The sequence below is a fragment of the Aeribacillus sp. FSL K6-2833 genome (assembly GCF_037965815.1).
Classification (GTDB): domain Bacteria; phylum Bacillota; class Bacilli; order Bacillales; family Aeribacillaceae; genus Aeribacillus; species Aeribacillus composti.
Window position 1 is genome coordinate 2,275,955 of sequence record NZ_CP150189.1, and the last position, 17,389, is coordinate 2,293,343.

Sequence of the window (17,389 nt, forward strand, 5' to 3'; positions counted from 1 at the left end):
GTTGTTTTGACAATAAAAAAAGATTGAATGAAGTTAAAGCCAATGAACAATTTTTTGTTCAAATGTAATAAATGAAAGCTTTTATTTGTACTAAGGAACGAATGAACACAGAAATAATAAAAGGCGTTTTTCGGCTGTCCATCAACTTTTCAGCCTGAGAAAACGCCTTTTGTGTTCTTTTATTCTTGAAAAGCACGGTCACCGAAAATTTTTAACGTTATATCATCTGCTGGAGGATTATGAAGACCGCATCTGACATCCCGATAGTAGCGCTCCAATGGGTATTCTTTTCTTAAGCTTTGTCCGCCTGCAATTCGCATGGCTAGGTCAACGACTTTGATCGCACTGTTTGTGGCAACATATTTTACGGCAGCCAGCTCATGCCCCATTTGTTCGTGTAAATGCGGCTGTTCATCCCATTTTTTCGCCACACTGTACATAAAATGCCGTGCGCTTGTAAGCTCCAGATCCATTTCAGCTGTTTTTCGCCGCACTTCCGAAAGTTCTGAAATTGGATGAGAAAGACTGGCAGGTTGATACTCTTTTGCATATTTGACAGCAAAGTTTCTTGCGGCGATAGCGATCCCGAGGTAGCAGGCAGGAATATGTAAAAGCCATCCTTTCGGAGTGGAAGGACTGAATGTAGCTTGTCTGATCGAAACGAGAGCGTCTTTTTCGACCTTTACGTTGTGCAGTAATAAATCGTCGCTTCTTGTCGCGCGCATGCCGATTGTATCCCATGTTTCTTTTATGGAAAGCCCCTCTGCTCCTTTTGGGACTAAATATTCGCCAACCTCACCTGTTTCTTCAATTGTTGCGGTTACAATAAAATAATCTAGAATCGGGGCCAGTGATGTGAACGATTTATGGCCATTAATAATCCAACTGCTTCCTTCTTTTCTTGCCGTTGTTTTTGGTTTTCCGCCTCTTGCAGGACTTCCGGCAGCCGGTTCTGATGCACAGCTATTGATTAATTTTCCTTCAGCGACAATTTCTTCGCAAATGCGCTCAAACGTGCGTTCATCCCATTTTTTTGATTCGGATAAATCCATTACGATTCCATTATGCCACCCTAACGATAAACCTGTCGCTCCATCTCCTTCTGCAATTTTTTCTTGAACAAGCAGAAATTCATATAAAGAAATTTCATTTCCTCCATATTTTTTTGGCACAGTTAATTTCAGAAATCCTTCCGTTTTTAAATCTGAAAAGTTTTCAAATGGAAACGAAGATTCCTGATCATTTTTCGCGGCTCGCTCCGCGAACTTCTCCGCAAGTTTTTCGGCTTTTTCTCTTAATTCTCGATGCGATTTGTTGACAATAACCATTTCATCTAAAAAATTCATATTCTTCACACACCTGTTTCTTTTTCTTTCTTTTCTATCTCTATTGTAGCTCTATTATTCATTTTCGTTAAGCAATCCAATTGGTTTTATTTTAATTTTTTTGGTAAAATACAGAAAAAAATATGTAGGAAATAAAGGAGAATGATGATGACAACTTTCAAACAGCAGCTTGAAAAATATGCAGAACTTGCCGTCAAGGTCGGAGTCAATGTTCAAAAAGGACAAGAATTGTTCATTTCTGCAAGCATAGATGCAAAAGAACTCGTCCGATTTATTGCGGAAAAAGCTTATGAGGTTGGTGCAAGGAATATTCATATCGACTGGCAAGATGATGTTTTAACAAGATTAAAATATGAAAAGGCTCCTGATGACGTGTTTTTAGAATATCCTGAATGGAAGTCTCTCGAAAGAACTGCCCTAGCAGAAAGAAATGCAGCTTTTATTTCTATTGTGTCCCAAAGCCCTGATTTATTAAAAGGCATTCAGCCTGAGAGAATCGCTAATTTCCAGAAAGCGTCTGGAACAGCTTTAAATACGTTTCGCAGATACATACAATCGGATAAAGTCAGCTGGACGGTTATCGCTGCCGCAAGCGAAGAATGGGCGGAGAAAGTTTTTCCAAATGAAGAAAAATCGCTTCGAGTTGAAAAATTATGGAATGCTATTTTTCAAGCAACACGCATTAATGAGGAAGATCCGGTTTCTGCATGGAAAAAACATAATGAAAACCTTCATCAAAAAGTCGATTATTTAAATGCGAAAAAATATAGAAAACTCCATTATCAAGCTCCTGGAACGGATTTAACTATTGAACTGCCTGAAAAGCACCTATGGGTGGGAGCAGGAAGCGTTAATGAAAAAGGCGTTTCTTTCATGGCAAACATGCCTACAGAAGAAGTGTTCACAGCTCCGAAAAAAGATGGGGTAAATGGTTATGTGACTAGCACAAAACCGTTAAGCTACGGCGGAAATTTAATCGAAAATTTTGTAATCACATTTGAACGAGGACGCATTACAAATGTAACAGCCGAAAAAGGCGAAGAAATTTTGAAGCAATTAGTCGAAACAGATGAAGGCTCTCATTATTTAGGTGAAATTGCTTTAGTACCTCATAACTCACCGATCTCAAAGTCAAATCTTTTATTTTATAACACGTTGTTTGACGAAAATGCTTCAAACCATTTAGCGATCGGCAGCGCCTATGCATTTTGCTTAGAAGGCGGAAAAACGATGACAGAGGATGAATTGAAACAGCATGGTCTCAACACGAGCATTACACATGTTGATTTTATGATTGGAAGTGCAGAAATGGACATCGACGGCATTCTTCCGGACGGCACACGTGAACCAATCTTCCGAAAAGGAAATTGGGCGTTTTAAAAAAGGGCCGGCTGATCGTTTCTCATGAAAGCCTTGCTTAAATATTGCACAACACTTATCTGAAACTGTACCGTACATCCTTGACGTTTGTTTCAGGCAATTCAGTAAAAGCTCTATATTTCTCGTTTTGCTTATTTGCTGCATCAACATCATCATAGTATTTGTCTTCTTTGAATCGAATCGTACTTTATCATGCTAATGGGCGGTCATTTGACTTTGCCCTTTTCATTCTTATTCAAAGAAAAAAACAGCCTCTGTAAATATAAAAACTTTATAATGATCCACTATGCGAAAAGGAGAACGTAAAAAATGGAATTGTCCATCATTTTAAGTTTTCTTGCAGCTTCTATTTTATTAACCGTTGCACCAGGACCCGATAATTTATTTGTTATTGCACAAAGCATGTCTTACGGCTTTCGAGCGGGGTTCATCACTTCTCTCGGACTTTGTACCGGACTTATCGGACATACTTTAATCGCATCACTCGGACTGTCAGCCATACTCTATCAATCTACTGTTATTTTTACAGCTATTAAATCTGTCGGTGCGATCTATCTGTTATATTTAGCATGGGAATCTTATAAGGAAGGGAAATCAGCAGTTTCCGGTAAAATAGCAAATGTAAAAAGTCTTTCACTCTTTTCTTTATATAAAAGAGGCATCTTGATGAACCTGTTAAATCCGAAGGTGTCATTGTTCTTTTTAGCTTTCTTGCCGCAGTTTGTATCAACAAACAGCGGCCATGTTAAGCTCGACATGTTTGTACTAGGTCTTATTTTCATTGTACAAGCATTGGTATTGTTTTCCTTATTTTCAGCATTAGCCGGCAAAATAAAAATTCTGTTTCAATCTAAAAAAACAGTTTCTGCTATTCATTACGGCAAATCTATTTTATTTGCAGTTCTTGGTGGAAAGCTGCTTTTTACAAAAATTTAGTAGATACAATGAGGGGAAACGTCAGGAGCGAAATTTTTTTCGCTCCAGTTTATTTACTCTCTGCCCCCTACTTCATTTGTTTAGAAGATGAATGTCCGAATCAACATCATTACTTTCCCGCACATATTTTTTCTTAAGGCAGTAAGATCAATTTTTTCAACATGTTTTAAAGCCGTCCAAACTCATTCTTTTTACAGCTTCTTTTGTCTGCTATAATTCTACGTTTATTAATCTATTTGTCCTCCTAAATAAATGAATTCTTCCTATCATCCTTATCCCAAAAACAAAATCGTCAAGCTGAATAATCATCATTCCAATAAATTGAAGGTGTTTATTCATTTTAACCTTCTAATTCGCATATATTTGTACAAATGAGAGGTGAACATGGTGAACGCAGAAAAAACTAAGCCGGCTCTACAAATAAAAACATTTTTTGAACATCGTTTGCAGCGGTTTCTTCAGCATCTTTTTTTATCGATCATTTGCGGATATATTTTATACTACTTAGTTAATTAAATGCAGAATAAACGCAGCGAATTCATAACAAAGAGACTTCACATTTTTAGTACGTGAAGTCCGAAACTGCCCATAATAAACAAACGATGACGAAAGCAAAAGCGCTGCAATCGGTATTTCCAGGGCTTTCCGGAAAGCCAAATCCTCAATATATCAACGTTTCTAAAACAATAATGAGGGCTTCTATTATGCGAAAAAACGAATTAAAGATACCCCTAAAAAAACATGCCTTGGCTCGCAAGCTTCTTTGAAGACGGAGTTAAAAAATTCAAATTGAAAAAGACCGCACAATTTCATTAATAAATTGTGCGGTCTTCATCATTTTAACAGCTCGATCCATAAGTAAAAAAGATTACTCAGTCTTCTCCTGTTTCTTTTTAAATGTTCGATAGACGAAGAAAAATATAATAAGCGCCAATAAAACAATTGGTAAATTCCCTACAACGAGCACAACAATCCAAGATGCCGCCTGAACAATCCAATGAATGCTTGTCAAAAATTGTTCTTTCGTTTTTTCCCACGTATTAAAATCCTTTGAAAAATTTTCATGAGATTTTATTTCTGTTAATTGCAGTTCAACTGTTGCATAATCTGTTCTATTTTCAATATATTTGATTCTGCCCTTTAATTGTTCAATTTCTTCTTGGACAGCTGCCAAATCTTTCGAAATTTTCAACAAGTCTTCTGTTTTCTCAGCCGACTCCATAAATTTAAGAAGCCGAGCTTCAACCGCTTGCTTCGATTTCAATCGAGAGTTTAAATCGACATATTCTTCTGTTTGATCTTCACCAGTCATTTGCTCCGATTTGACTGATTTGCTTGCCTTTTTCACTTCCTCTATAAATCGTTGAAGTTCATTTTGAGGAATGCGGAACGTTACATATGCCTCGATCTTTCCATCCTGTTCCACTGCATTTGATTGAATGATATAGCCCCCTCTGCTTTCGGCCTTCTTTGTTAAGTTTGCAATCGTTTCATCATAGCTTACCACTTCTGCCGTTATATTCGCAGTGTACATAACTTTTCGTTCGTTTGAGTATGTGCTGGCAGCTGATTTCGCTTCAACTGTTTCCATTTCTCCTTTTTTTTCAATTTTTTTCTCTATCATGGTCTGATCCATTTTAGCACTTTCTACGGATGATTTTTGTTCTGAATTGCTGCAGGCGGCCAAGAAGAGCAGCAACAAACCAATCAAGACTTTCTTCATTTTCATCATCTCCAGTTAATTACAGTTTATGGATTAGACGAAATAATGAAGCAAAGGTATCTTAAATAGATGAATAAAATGTGTGCAAACAAATGAAAGTGTGCTACTATAATAAACGTACTTGCGCTTGAAACCTTTCGCTTTTACCATTCGTCTAACATAAGGAAATTCTACTCTTCTAAAAAAATCATTTTCATAAAGTTGGTGGGCTTCATGGATTCTAACAAAAAGGCGCAATCGCGGTTTGATTATCAATTAGCATTTATTATATTTCTACTATTTTGCGCGAGCTGCGTGGCCATTTACGGAGCGCAAATGACTTCAGGGCAATATGCGGTAAACTTTATTTTTAAGCAAATTGCCTTCTATGCAGCCAGCTGTCTTATTGCCGGAGTTGTCATGCTGTTCGATTCAGAACAAATTCAAAAAATGACATGGTATTTATACGGTTTTGGGATATTTCTTCTATTTTTGTTAATGATTTCACCAGAAAAAATTGCCAAAGAAATAAATGGCGCTAAAGCATGGTTTACTCTTCCCGGTTTTTCGTTTCAGCCTTCAGAAATCATGAAAGTTTTCTTAATCATTGCTTTGAGCCATATTATTTGCAAGCATCATCAAAAGTATTTGCATCGAACCATTCAAACCGATCTCATTTTGTTATGTAAAATGGGTGTGACGACAGCAGTACCGGTATTGTTCGTTATACTGCAGCCTGACTTTGGGACTGCGCTTGTCATGTTTGCCATTTTAGCCGGCCTTATTCTTGTTTCAGGCATATCTTGGCGGATTCTTACATTAGGGTTTCTCATCGTAACCCTCTTTGCTGCAACAATTTTTTATCTTGTATTGCGAATGCCTGAATTTCTTGCCAAATATTTAGGTGTCAAGCAATATCAGTTCGGCCGGATTTATGCATGGTTAAATCCCGAAGGATATAAAAGCGCTGAAGGCTATCATTTGCTCAATTCTCTAAAAGCTATCGGATCTGGACAAATTTTCGGAAAAGGGGTTGGGCATGGACAAGTATATATCCCTGAAAACCACACCGACTTTATATTCAGTGTGATTGGGGAGCAATTTGGATTTATCGGCACTAGTATTGTCATTAGTTTATTTTTCTTATTAATCTATCACATCATTAAAGTGTCAATTGAAACAACTGAACCGTTTAACAGCTATCTTTGTACTGGCGTCATCAGCTTGTTTGTCTTCCATGTATTTCAAAATGTCGGCATGACGATTGGCCTTCTGCCGATCACAGGTATACCGCTTCCTTTTATCAGCTATGGAGGAAGCTCCCTTATTGGCAGCATGATGGCGATCGGATTGATTTTCAGTATCCGATGGCACCATCGTGTATCTATGTTTTCAAAAGAATAGGTGTCCAATAAAGTTGGACACCTTTTTTGTTTTGTTTAAAAAACAGATTGTATTAGCATGAATTTTTCTCGCCTATGGAAGGCAGAGCCAGCAGCTTTCTGTATCACTCATATCTTAACGATTCGATTGGATCCAATCTTGCCGCCTTGTTTGCCGGCAATAGTCCAAAGAGAATCCCAATAAACATTGAGAATAAAAGTCCGCCGACGACAACCTGCCATGATACTAATGATGGCCAACCGGCAAAAATGGAAATGATGGATGCAATTCCTGCACCTAATAAAATCCCTAAAGTTCCCCCAATTAATGTTAATGTCATCGATTCAATTAAAAATTGCAGCAAAATTTGTCTCCTTGTTGCACCAAGAGCTTTGCGGATGCCGATTTCTCTCGTTCTCTCGGTGACGGAGACGAGCATGATGTTCATGACACCGATGCCGCCAACTACGAGGGAAATTCCGGCTATGCTTCCGATAATCATGGTCATAATACGGGTAATTTGGCCGATGGATTCTGCAATTTCTTCAAAATTCACCACTTGATACGAATCTTCTGTTTGATGCATGTCGTTTAGCAATTGCTCAGCTTTTTCCCCTGCAGCTTTGATTTCGTCTGCACTAACTGCTTCAAGCGTTACTTGCGTATAATTCGTTTGACCGAAAGCATTTCGATAAGCCGTCCATGGAGTGTAAATTTCCGACATGCCAAAGGCAAAAATTCCTGTCGGTTTTTCAAGTATGCCGATAATTTCGAACGGCTGATTCGATACCCAAACGACCTCGCCAATCGGATTATGTTTTTTAAATAAATCTTCTGCTAGTTGGTCGCTAATAATCGCAACACGTCTGCCGCCTAAAAAATCCGCTTCCGTAAACAGTCGGCCTTTATGAATGTTTAATTGATTGACATCCATATATGCAGCATTGATCCCATAGACCGTGGCATCGATTGTTTCTTCTTTATACCTTATTTGATAAGAACTTGTCGTGGAAGCAACAACCTGTTTAACTTCAGGGATCTCTTTCAACGCTTCAACATCTTCTTGGGTAAACGGATCCACTAACATTGCGTTCGGATTTGCTTTCAACTCTTCTTCACTTGGTTGATAATACACTTCTATCGTATTGCTGCTGCCTGCAATTTGGGCTTTTAAGGCTTGTTCGCCCCCTTGGCCGATTGCTACAACTAAAATAACAGATCCGACACCGATAATTATTCCTAGCATTGTCAGAATTGAACGGAGCTTATGGGCAAGAATGGAGGAAAACGCCATCCGAAAATTTTCCATCAAATTCATAATGTGCTCCCCCGTCCCAAATCTTCTTGTAAAATTTCTCCATCTCTTACTACAATCGTACGCTTAGCAAATTGAGCCACTTCATGTTCATGCGTTACGACAATGATGGTTGTCCCTTCTTTATTTAGCATTGTAAATTGTTCCATAATTGCTTCGCTTGTTTTCGTATCCAATGCACCAGTCGGTTCATCTGCCAAAATGAGCTTTGGATTATTCACAATGGCTCGAGCTATTGCCACCCGTTGTTTTTGGCCTCCCGATAATTCGTTTGGCATATGCTGAATTCTATCGCCGAGACCAACCTTTATTAAAGCCTGCTTAGCGAGTTCATCCCGCTGTTTTTTTCCAATGCCGGCGTAAATCATTGGCAGCTCTACATTTTTTAAGGCGCTCAACCGCGGCAGAAGATGAAACTGCTGAAAAACAAAACCGATTTTCTTGTTGCGTATTTTGGCCAATTCTTGATCATCAAGGGACGATATATCCTTCCCTTCAAAATAGTAAGCACCTGATGTCGGGCGGTCCAAACAGCCAATAATATTCATGAGAGTTGATTTGCCGGAACCGGACGGCCCCATAATGGCCACAAAATCCCCCTGCCGGATTTCTAAATTGATTTTTTTGAGCACATCCATTGTTTCTTTACCGTTTCTATAAGATTTCGTCACATCTTCCAGCTTGATCATTTGATTGTCACTTCCACGCCTGCTTTGATTTCATCAGATGGTTCACGAACAATTTCATCATCTTTTGTTAAACCGCTCGTCACCTCAATATATTCATCGGTTGAAGTACCGGTTTTAATTTCTTTTCTTGTTATTTTTCCGTTTTTCACTACATAAACATATTGTTGATCATCATCTTGTTGAACAGCGGTAAGAGGAATAACATTCGCTTTTTTTCTTTCCGTTTCAATTTCCATAATCAATTTAAAGCCAGGCTTCACCGGGATGTTCTGATCTTGGACAAGAACTTCCACTGGATACTGGACAGCCTCGTTTCCTGTTTCCGCCGCCATCTCACTGCCTTGTTGAGGCAAAATGCCAATTTTCAATACTTTTCCTTTCCATTTTGCATCAGGCACCACATCAGATTTTAAAACTACAGGCTGACCTTCTTTAATTTTTAAAGAATCGTATTCAGAAATGACCCCTTCCACTTTCATTTTGTTCAAACTGCCAATATGTATGAGCGGCTTCACATTTTCGCCCATTGCTACAGCTGCGTCTTCATCTACGGTAATCACAATTCCATCAACTTCGCTTTTCACTTCAAGTTCTAAAATCTTCTTTTCCACTGTTTCCAGTTGAATCTTCTGTTGTTTAAGCTCAAGATTCGTCATTTTCTTATCCATTTGCAGTTGATTTTTTTCATTTTCTATTTGCTTTTCTGCTTCTTCTTTACCGACTTGTTTCTTCAATTCTTCTTCTTTTTTCTTCAGATCATCCAACTGCTCATTGATTTGATCTAGTTTGATATAGCTTTGTTCAATCGAAAGCTTGGCCTGTTCCTTTTCAAGCTCTAATTGTTCGTTTTCATAAATGACGAGAGGTGCTCCTTTTTTTATTTTGTCCCCTTCTTTGACAAGGATTTTTTTGATCTTTCCTCTTTCAGCATCATAATAAATTTTTTGTTCATTCATTAATTGAAGAGTACCGGGAATCATAACATTCCCGGTAATTTCTTTTTGCTCCAATTTGACTGTTTCTACAGTCGGATTTTCCTTCGATGCAGCACGAAAAATACTGATCCCAACAAATAAAGCGATGATAACTGCTACTCCTACACCGATCAAAACTTTCTTTCTCATACTATAACTATGCCCCCACTAATGATTGTGTTGCTCCAGATAATGTCAATAGCAGACTGCCAAGAATGAATAAAACGATTGAAATAGTCCAAGATGCACCTTTTGACAGTTGACCTACATGATGAAGCCCAAAAGCGGTCAATATTGTTCCCCAAATTCCAAAAATTTCGATAGATGACAAAAATGATCCAAGCGCCCCTTCAGCTCCTACAATACTGTTTAAACTAGTAAATACTTGATTAGTGATGTCTCCTCCACCGACAAAATATAAAATAATCGCATTTAACAGTGTTCCTATTGATGTAACAAGAGAAATAAAAACGGTCATTGAAAACATTTGTTTAAAACGAATTTGTTTTCCGGCAATTTTTACAATGGCAAAAAGAATGAGTGCCGAAATCAATAGTGTAATAAGTCCGCCAATGATACCAGACACAAGTGCACCGACTGTTGTAAATGCGCCGACGTAAGCTGCTCCTTCTGCACCTAATTCCTCTTCCACGATGCTATAGTCGACTGATAACACTGAAAGGTAAGCTGCCAAAGATGAAATAATAATGACAACAATTAATGGAAGCAATACTTTTGGCTGTTGTTTGATCCGCTCAAGCGTCTCAATCGGACTTGTCACAATCCCTAACAACGACGGTTTATCCACTTTTTCATTTGAATGCTGAATGTTCAGTTGCTCACTCATTAAAGTCATCTCCTCCATTATAATGATTATTTTCAATTTATTTTACGAGATTGATAAGAATGAAGTTTCACATTTTTTGAATTTCTTACAAATATTTTGAAAAACTTCCCTTAACATGATGAAAAGACCGCAGAAATACATTCTACGGTCTTTTACAGGTTATTAACTCTTTGGTTATCATTTTGTCCGCATGTTGTCTAGCTCTAATTTGCTCCTGCTTGCCACGTTTTTTTAAAACGGAGCTTGGGTTTGCTGTGCTGATTGCTGGTTTTGCTGGCGCACTTCATTGACGTTTGTTTGGCTTGCTTGCCCGCTTAACGGATTGAAGCTGAAGCCGGATGCTTGCTGCGATTGATACTGATTCGGTATTTGCTGTGCTGATTGCTGATTTTGCTGACGCACTTCATTGACGTTCGTTTGGCTCGCTTGTCCGCTTAACGGATTAAAGCTGAAGCCGGATGCTTGCTGCGATTGATACTGGTTCGGTATTTGCTGTGCTGATTGCTGGTTTTGCTGGCGTATTTCATTGACGTTTGTTTGGCTCGCTTGTCCGCTTAACGGATTGAAGCTGAAGCCGGATGCTTGCTGCGATTGATACTGATTCGGTATTTGCTGCGCTGATTGCTGATTTTGCTGGCGCACTTCATTGACGTTCGTTTGGCTCGCTTGTCCGCTTAACGGATTGAAGCTGAAGCCGGATGCTTGCTGCGATTGATACTGATTCGGTATTTGCTGCGCTGATTGCTGATTTTGCTGGCGCACTTCATTAACGTTCGTTTGGCTCGCTTGTCCGCTTAACGGATTGAAGCTGAAGCCGGATGCTTGACTTTGATATTGATTTTGCGGTTGTTGAGCTTGGTATACTGCTTGATACTGGTTTTTCGGTTGATAATTTTGCAGCTGCTGTGCTTGACTATGAAGCGACTGAGCCAAATTTTCAATTTGCTGCAAATTTTGCACCGCATTTTGTTCCTTTTGTCCAAATGCTTGTGTCTGTTGTGCTGTAAATTGATTTGAGCTAAATGCTTGATTAGCGTTTTGCTGTTCTTGCTGTTTCAGTACTTTGGCAATTTGTTGAATCTGCTGCAATGCTTGCTGCGCTTGATTTACATACGATTGAATGCGTTGCGGCACTCTTTTTCCCTCCTTATCATTTAAATTCATTTTATTTTTTTGTAATCACCTAATTTTTATTCATAAAAAAATGTGCTTTACATCACAATTCACCATTTTTTCACAATCAAGATTCCTAGGTTCTGGTAAAATATTGGTATATAGATGGTTTCCTTCTTGAAAGGAGGTTTTATAATGGTCAAACAAGTGGCGGATCCATTCTTAACCGATCCATTGAGTGCTTTGCATGAATATTTCGACGGAATCATAAACGTGAGGGAAGGGACGTATCTTTTTCAAGAAGGCATGGAGGTTCATGAATTATATTGCATCCAATCCGGCTTGGTGCAAATAAGCAAAACAACTTCAGATGGAAGAGAATTGGCGCTAAAGATCTGCAAAAAAGGCGACCTTATTGGTGAATTTTCTATTTTTTCAAATGACCCGAAGCACATATTTAACGCAAAAGTTTTGGAAAACAGTTCTATTTATTTCATAAAAAAAGAACGATTAGAATGCAAACTGTTTGAAAATCCGAATCTTAGCCTTTCGTTCCTAAAATGGATGAGCGAGCAATATCAAATTACTCAAACAAAATTCCGCGATTTGATTTTAAACGGGAAGAAAGGTGCCTTATACTCCACACTCATACGAATGGCGAACACCTATGGAGTAGAAACTGAAAATGGCATTCTCATCAATATCGACATGACCAATCAGGAGCTTGCGAATTTTTGCGGAGCAACTAGAGAAAGCATCAATCGAATGTTGAGCAATTTGCGGAAAAAAGGCGTAATTTCTTTTCAAAATAAAAAAATCACCATTCACGATCTTCAATATTTAAAAGATGAAATCAATTGTGAAAATTGCCCCGTTTCCTACTGCCGAATTGATTAAATTGTAAAAACATCTTATATGCGCCTTGTCTTTCAGAGATGGAGCCGGAACTTTAAACTGGCAAATCGCCAGTTTTCTTTATTTATTTTTCATTTAACAAAGATCTAGTCGTGCATATATTCTGTCAAGTAAAACAATGAAAATAGGGAATACTATGCCGGGACAATGATTCGATCGCAGGACAGGCATTTTTTTAAGCGGCTAAGGCTAAAAAAATGAGAACCTGTTCGATCGTTTCGGGGTGTGCTTCATATAAGTGTCTTTAATCTTTTCCTTCAAATGAAAGGTTCCTGATTTGAGGTTTTGTTTTTTCTTTGCCATTAAAAACCCCCATCCCAGGCAGACTCTTTACACATCATATGAAATGCATCTGTTTTTTTTGTCTACCTGAGTAGGGGATACCAAATGGAATTTAACTCAAAATTTGCACTTGATTCCTGCAAATTTTAGAATTTCCATATGAAACTTTTATTATGAATACAAAAGCACAACCGGTGCCATTCCCATGCAGGAAAATGTCCGTACCTTTAGTGCCTTCATTATTTAATGCCGATATCGATCTCTCCAATCATCATTAATGACTGGATCGATAAAAGAAGTTGATGATGAATCATAGGATTTCGCAGTTCCTGCTGAATAATGCTTTCGATTTTGCTCACCCTGTAACGCAATCCGCTGATGGATAACGCCAAATCTGCCGCTGTCTGTTCCAAATTGCCTCCATTGACTAGAAAGATGTACAATGTTCGCAGGAACTCGATATTTTTTGGATCATCCAGTTTTAAGTTTCCAAGGCAAGCTTTGGCCATTTTTTTTACCTCTTGTTCATTCTTTTCATTAATCAGCACACCAACAACCCCTAACGATTCAAACGAAATGATTTGTTGGTGCTTCGATGATACCCTGACCGCTGTAAGTGCTTCTTTATATGCTTCCCCGGCATTTGACACATTGTTTACTTTGGAGCTGATTCCCCCGTAAAATTTAATAGTAGAGAATTGTGAAGATAGTAAATCAACGATTTTTGACAGCCATGTTTGTATACCTGTTTTGGCAACTTGATCTTCTGTTACCAGCAAAATAAGATGTTTTGCACGCTGGCCAATCAACATGTTTTGTTTTTGATCTTTGTCGTAAGCGGAAAGAAAACTTAAAACTTCTTTTTGCATTTCCAGCTCTTTCGATAAATCATCTTCTTGAAACCGGCAATCCAGCACACAAATATAAAAAGGCTTGGATAAATCCACTCCTATTAAACTAGCTTTCATGATTAAGTCGTGATCATTGCTTTGTTGTCCCGCATTAATGATTTCCTCTAAAAAAAATCCTTTAATCCGTTCATACGATTCTAGCTTTGCTTTTTCATTGAGCAAGCATACCGAGCTGACAGAGGCCAGCCGCTCTAAAATCATAGGAGAAATTGAGGCGTTATATTGATGCAAATCGCGATAAACAAACGAACAATATCCTACAATTTTGTTTTGCAAAAATATTGGTGTCATCAGGCGATCATGATGGCGCAAATGAAGAAGTTGTGTTGATGTGACGATGGCTTGAGGCTGGCAAAAAGGATTTTTTCCTACATAGTCAATAAGTTCGTTTTTATATTTTTCTAATTCATTGGAAGTAATCCCAGCATAGGCCATCGGATGAAGGTGCAGGTTCTCAATTAAAACTGGGATATTCGTCGATTGAAACACTTGACGAACTACGGAGTCTAAATTGTTTCCTTTAATGATTTCCTCAGTGAGCTTCTTATGAACATCCGTCACAAATTTTAAATTATTCCGTTCTTCTAAAAGTTTTTCGTATGTTGCCGCCAGCTCTTCTACGATTGGGGACTCTTCAAGATAGCACAGCTCTTGTTCCGCTTCTTCTCCCCATCGATCCACCGTTTGGCCGATCCAATGGCATTCTTCTTTTCCCATACCTTGACAAGCAATTTCTTTGAAAATCGTCTTTTCTCCGACAATTTCTGAAACGAAACCGCTGGCATAACCAGAAAGGGTAAAGCAAACTGGGATGGATGATGTCTCAAAATGGCGCACATGTTCTTCTGCTTCATAGGAATGACACCAATATCCTTCCATTCTGACTTGATATTTTCCATTTTCCCTTCTGACTTCTAAAAAAGTACATCTCGCTTTCACATGACCTTTCATCGTATGCAGCTTTGGGCCATCTTGAATGTACTCCTCTACTGTACAGTTTGCATGATTCATCAATTCTTTCGCGTCTTGTCTACCTAGATTCCATCCATACCGAAACAAAAAACCTTTCATCCGTTCAAATCCCATGTCGCGAATTAAATCTCTGCGCAATAATCCGAGCGCATTTGTCGCCACAATCATCGAGCGGGACTTCCCCATATAAATGTAACCGTTATCAAAATTTAATTCCAGCTGATCTAATGCCGATCTTTTTTTGTTCATATGTTACCACCTTAGCTTTATTCAACAAGATCACCAATCAAGTGGCTGAGCGGATACGTTTTGCAAGCCAATACATAACCTTGTTGCCGCTCCTCATCCGAAAGAGCTCCTTTCGAACACAATCCAATTTTGTATTCTCCCTTTTGGATTTTGACTTTGCACATTCCGCAACCTCCATTTGCACATCCATAAGGAATTTTTACTTGATGAGATCTCGCAGCTTTTAATAAATCAACGCTCTCTCCGCAAGAAAAAATTTCTCCGCCTATATGAATTTGATATACCATTATTATCTCCCTCCCAACATGATAATTTTTTCTTTATTCAAGCATGCTCTACAGCATAACGTTATGCGCCATTTTGCACCTGCTTTTACTAGCGCTGGCGAAAAGAAACAAAAATGCCATAGCATTGATCGCATCGTTGATGAACATAACATCATGGCTATCCGACACCTATAAGCATAATAAATATTTTTGCTTAAGGTATGTTTTCTTCTTCACGACCAATGCCGCAGTTCTTGAAAGCGTCGAACGGAGTTCTTAAACACGCAACATGTTCCCCATTCATAAACAATTAACTTTCTACTTTTGTATCTACCGATTTCATCCCTCTTTTTCATGCTCTCTTCGTTTTTTCACAGATTCTCCAGCAATTCCCCAATGTTCTAGAGGCATTTCTTGAATCATGATGCGGACATTTTCTTTCGGCGCATCCAATACTTTGCACACCGTCTCCGTTAATTCATAGATAAGTGTCTCCTTTTTTTCCGGAGAACGACCTTCTAACAAGTGAACTTGAATGAAAGGCATACGTTTTGACTCTCCTTTCCAAAGATAAAAAGGCTTCAACCGAACGAAAGAAGTTCAGGCTTATGGAGAAAACGTTTTGCTATTGCATCGGCTAACTCTCGCTTAGACGATTTCTACCATTGCACTGATTCCTGGTCACGAGAAAGTTTGTTATTGTTCAAATAATGGACCCTGACACACTAGCACCGCAACCGTCGAAATAATGGCACCATTCCTTTAAAAAACTATAAAGATGAAGCATACATCTGATCCAACATTTTTCGTAAATCGTTCTTTTAACATGATGCGGGAAGACAGCCGCTAAAGTGAGAAAATGCGATGCCGGCTGCAAAAAATTTCAAATCGCTTTTAGTGCAGGCTGTCTTTCTAGGTAAAGCGTCAATGATTGAAATGTACAACAACCGTAACTGTTGTGTTGTACTAGGCATATTCGCAATGCTGTCTGGCTTTGAAAAAAGCAAATCATAACCTTGTTTTTGATAAAAACATAAAAATATTCTTATATTTCATTGTGAAAAAAATGCAAAAGCAAAGAATGAAAGCTGTCTCGATATTCCACTTGCGTCCAATGGCTGCATTGTCCGTAAATCATCATTTTTACCCGCGGAAGATGTTTGGCAAAATAATAACTTGTCTCAACAGGAACGATCGGATCATTCAGCCCATGAACGAGTAAAACTTGTTGTTGTATGCGGCACAAAGTGGCGCTTGGCAAAACAAGATCATCTACTATCCGCTGGCGAAGCGGAGGAAACATTGCTTCATAGGAACGGCGCACGGCAGGATTCATTGCCGCCTCAAAGCGCATTTGACTAATGCTGTCAAGATTGTCTTTAATAAAGCTTTCATCATATGCAAACCAGCGAATGATCTGCGCCATTGCCTCTGCGGATGGATCCTCATAAAACCCCCAAACGCGGTCAAGTTCTGGAGTCAATCGAAACGGAGCACCCGCCGAGCCCATCAACACAACGCGATCAATTCGATCAGGCGCCTCGGCCAATAAATGAAGAGCAACAGCCCCGCCTAAAGAATTTCCCACTAAATGAACGTTTTTCACTTCCAATTCATCCAAAAGGTATTTAAGCTGATCCACCCATAACCTCATCCATGACCGGATGCCTTTCGGAGGCGAAGACGGATGTTCCGACATTCCAAAACCGATTAAGTCTGGCGCGATACAATCAAATCCCTTTTCCTTGAAAAAAGGGAGCGCATATTGCCAATTAGACCAAGCAGTTGCTCCAGGACCGGACCCATGGATAAAAAGAATCGCTTCATTATTTCCGATGCCGGTGCGGTAAAAATAAGTTTCATAGTCTCCGGTTTTGACACGGACACTTGTCGCTTCTTGCAAACCAATTCCTCCCCTCTCGACTCTATTATCGAATCATTTTCCAACACGTACTCCTGACACGAAATTAATTGACGTAATTTTTAGAAAATACTAATTATCCCAATCGTAAACGGTAATTATTGTTTATACAACTCCATTGTTTCATAATAAGAAACAAAAGGAAAAAATAACAAATTTTTTCATACATTAAAACAGATCCTTGGATA

Annotated in this window: 15 protein-coding genes; 4 read left to right on the top strand and 11 right to left on the bottom strand. The window is 38.7% G+C overall.

Annotation, left to right across the window (positions count from 1 at the left end; all coding sequences use genetic code 11):
• Positions 1 to 179: 179 nt before the first annotated feature.
• The gene (locus NSQ94_RS11125) at positions 180 to 1,346 is read right to left on the bottom strand and encodes an acyl-CoA dehydrogenase family protein (protein ID WP_094245627.1); all 1,167 of its coding nucleotides are present in this window, start codon (positions 1,344 to 1,346) and stop codon (positions 180 to 182) included.
• Between the two features lie 147 nt (positions 1,347 to 1,493).
• Between NSQ94_RS11125 and NSQ94_RS11130 the strand changes: the two genes are divergently transcribed.
• Both NSQ94_RS11130 and NSQ94_RS11135 read left to right on the top strand, forming a co-directional pair.
• Positions 1,494 to 2,726 carry an aminopeptidase gene (locus tag NSQ94_RS11130; protein ID WP_094245626.1) on the top strand — a complete coding sequence of 411 codons (1,233 nt, stop codon included), beginning with the start codon at positions 1,494 to 1,496 and terminating at the stop codon, positions 2,724 to 2,726.
• A 309-nt stretch (positions 2,727 to 3,035) separates the two neighbouring features.
• Positions 3,036 to 3,662 (top strand): LysE family translocator, encoded by a 627-nt coding sequence (locus NSQ94_RS11135; RefSeq protein ID WP_063389630.1) that lies wholly within the window; start codon positions 3,036 to 3,038, stop codon positions 3,660 to 3,662.
• 868 nt (positions 3,663 to 4,530) lie between these two features.
• Here the strand turns inward: NSQ94_RS11135 and NSQ94_RS11140 are convergent.
• Entirely contained in the window at positions 4,531 to 5,385 is an 855-nt protein-coding gene (locus tag NSQ94_RS11140) for a DUF4349 domain-containing protein (RefSeq protein WP_339229082.1), read from the bottom strand.
• Positions 5,386 to 5,598: 213 nt separating this feature from the next.
• On the opposite strand from NSQ94_RS11140, the gene NSQ94_RS11145 reads away from it, so the two are divergent.
• The gene (locus NSQ94_RS11145; RefSeq protein ID WP_063389628.1) at positions 5,599 to 6,768 is read left to right on the top strand and encodes an FtsW/RodA/SpoVE family cell cycle protein; all 1,170 of its coding nucleotides are present in this window, start codon (positions 5,599 to 5,601) and stop codon (positions 6,766 to 6,768) included.
• 103 nt (positions 6,769 to 6,871) lie between these two features.
• Here the strand turns inward: NSQ94_RS11145 and NSQ94_RS11150 are convergent, their stop codons facing one another.
• From NSQ94_RS11150 to NSQ94_RS11170, 5 genes are all read right to left on the bottom strand, one after another.
• On the bottom strand, positions 6,872 to 8,065 hold the full coding sequence (locus NSQ94_RS11150) for an ABC transporter permease (RefSeq protein WP_327855902.1): 1,194 nt from the start codon (positions 8,063 to 8,065) through the stop codon (positions 6,872 to 6,874).
• The gene (locus NSQ94_RS11155) at positions 8,062 to 8,751 is read right to left on the bottom strand and encodes an ABC transporter ATP-binding protein (protein ID WP_063389626.1); all 690 of its coding nucleotides are present in this window, start codon (positions 8,749 to 8,751) and stop codon (positions 8,062 to 8,064) included. Before NSQ94_RS11155 ends, NSQ94_RS11150 begins: the two co-directional genes overlap by 4 nt.
• A complete protein-coding gene (locus tag NSQ94_RS11160; RefSeq protein ID WP_063389625.1) occupies positions 8,748 to 9,875 on the bottom strand; it encodes an efflux RND transporter periplasmic adaptor subunit in 1,128 nt (375 codons plus the stop codon). The genes NSQ94_RS11155 and NSQ94_RS11160 overlap by 4 nt, the downstream gene beginning before the upstream one ends.
• A gap of 7 nt (positions 9,876 to 9,882) precedes the next feature.
• Entirely contained in the window at positions 9,883 to 10,572 is a 690-nt protein-coding gene (locus NSQ94_RS11165; RefSeq protein ID WP_063389624.1) for a Yip1 family protein, read from the bottom strand.
• Between the two features lie 231 nt (positions 10,573 to 10,803).
• Positions 10,804 to 11,706: a hypothetical protein gene (locus NSQ94_RS11170; protein WP_339229084.1), complete on the bottom strand. Its 903-nt coding sequence runs from the start codon at positions 11,704 to 11,706 to the stop codon at positions 10,804 to 10,806.
• Positions 11,707 to 11,880: 174 nt separating this feature from the next.
• On the opposite strand from NSQ94_RS11170, the gene NSQ94_RS11175 reads away from it, so the two are divergent.
• The gene (locus NSQ94_RS11175; protein ID WP_130157966.1) at positions 11,881 to 12,582 is read left to right on the top strand and encodes a Crp/Fnr family transcriptional regulator; all 702 of its coding nucleotides are present in this window, start codon (positions 11,881 to 11,883) and stop codon (positions 12,580 to 12,582) included.
• A gap of 539 nt (positions 12,583 to 13,121) precedes the next feature.
• Here the strand turns inward: NSQ94_RS11175 and NSQ94_RS11180 are convergent.
• The 4 genes from NSQ94_RS11180 to NSQ94_RS11195 form a co-directional block, all read right to left on the bottom strand.
• Positions 13,122 to 15,014 (bottom strand): XylR N-terminal domain-containing protein, encoded by a 1,893-nt coding sequence (locus tag NSQ94_RS11180; protein ID WP_339229086.1) that lies wholly within the window; start codon positions 15,012 to 15,014, stop codon positions 13,122 to 13,124.
• Positions 15,015 to 15,031: 17 nt separating this feature from the next.
• Positions 15,032 to 15,301, bottom strand: a complete 270-nt coding sequence (locus tag NSQ94_RS11185; RefSeq protein WP_063389622.1) for a 2Fe-2S iron-sulfur cluster-binding protein — start codon at positions 15,299 to 15,301, stop codon at positions 15,032 to 15,034.
• A gap of 318 nt (positions 15,302 to 15,619) precedes the next feature.
• Entirely contained in the window at positions 15,620 to 15,826 is a 207-nt protein-coding gene (locus NSQ94_RS11190) for a 4-oxalocrotonate tautomerase (RefSeq protein WP_130158872.1), read from the bottom strand.
• Between the two features lie 499 nt (positions 15,827 to 16,325).
• Positions 16,326 to 17,183, bottom strand: coding sequence for an alpha/beta hydrolase (locus tag NSQ94_RS11195; protein ID WP_066248511.1), 858 nt, complete (start codon positions 17,181 to 17,183; stop codon positions 16,326 to 16,328).
• Between the last annotated feature and the right edge of the window lie 206 nt (positions 17,184 to 17,389).